Source organism: Eggerthella sp. (genome assembly GCF_048329335.1).
Lineage (GTDB): Bacteria > Actinomycetota > Coriobacteriia > Coriobacteriales > Eggerthellaceae > Eggerthella > Eggerthella lenta.
Genome location: NZ_DBFEGU010000164.1, coordinates 1 through 1,366 on the forward strand (window position 1 = coordinate 1; position 1,366 = coordinate 1,366).

General features: G+C 64.2%; 1 protein-coding gene and 1 pseudogene. Both read left to right on the top strand.

The genetic code is table 11. The features are described 5' to 3' along the window. A pseudogene (locus ACMO6A_RS05370) lies at nt 1-251 on the top strand (L-cystine ABC transporter ATP-binding protein YecC); the annotation flags it as partial. Between the two features lie 161 nt (nt 252-412). Continuing rightward, nucleotides 413-1,366 (top strand): hypothetical protein (locus ACMO6A_RS05375; protein WP_418470871.1); only part of this gene is annotated, 954 nt, incomplete at its 3' end.

Genomic DNA, 1,366 nt, shown 5'->3' on the forward strand with positions numbered 1-1,366 from the left:
GCTTCGATGAGCCTACCAGCGCCCTCGACCCCGAGCTGACCGGCGAGGTCCTCCGCGTCCTGCGCGACCTCGCCGACCGCAAGACCACCATGATCATCGTCACCCACGAGATGCACTTTGCCCGGGACGTGGCCGACCGCATCCTGTTCATGGACGGCGGCGTCGTGGTGGAGGAAGGCCCGGCCCGCCAGCTCATCGACCACCCGCAGGAGGAGCGCACGAAGCAGTTTTTGGCGCATTACTCCGAATAAGATAGGCTATGGCCCTCCCCGCTCGGGAGGGCTTTTTTGTTGTTCACGCCGAAAACACCCCCATTCGCGCAGGTTTTATTGACATCCTCTTGATTTTTTGGTAAATTTGCATCAAGAAAGACCGGTTCTCGAATGACGAACAGACCAGAGGAGGACATACTATGAGACTAAAATGCGCACTCCGGCGGGGCGTGGCCGCCGCCGTCATCGCGGGCATCGTGGTAAGCTCCGGCATCCCGGCCTACGCGGGAACATGGAACATCGCCGACGGCGACATCACCGTGAAAGCGGGCGACGCCGAAGGGACGAACAACGTCAAGCAGGGCGATAACGACTTCGTAAAAGATGCGGGAGACACCGTCATCACCGGCGAGTCGGATAAGCATACCGTCACCATCGACACCTCCGAGGGCGACGTGGACGTCACCTTCGACGACCTGAAGATCGACGTCAGCGGCAAGAAGGAGGGGAATGGCAGCGGTGACGGCCCTGCCCGGGAGAGCAAAGCCGCCGTCACCGTGCAGGGCGACCACGATGCGACCATCGAGCTGGACGGCAAAAACGAGCTGAAGAGCGGCAGCTACAATGCGGGCCTCGAGAAGAACGGCCACGAGTCGGAGGGCACCCTGACCATCAAGGACGACAAGGGCAAGGACGGCTCCCTCACCGCCGAGGGCGGCGACGGCGGCGGCGCAGGCATCGGCGGCGGAAAGGAGAGTACCGGCAGCAACATCACCATCCGGGGCGGTACGGTGGAGGCTGTGGGCGGGAGCAGCGCGGCAGGCATCGGCGACGGCGCATACCGCGCGTCGGACGACACCGACGACCCGAACCCGGGAAAACTCTACATCTGCGGCGACGCCGAGGTGACGGCCAAGGCGGGAAGCCAGATATTGGACGCCAAGGTCCCGGCCATCGGCGGAACGTACGGCGAAGTGCCCACGGAGTCCCTTTCTGACGCCGACCACAAGGTGACGGGAGGACGCTTGACCCGCTACGGCCCCGACGGCACCGTGATGGAGGGGATGGGCTACGACTACACCTCCACCCCCACGCCCCAGCCGGAGGAGGACGAGGACGACGACGATGATGACGTCCCGCCCCCGGCACAGGAG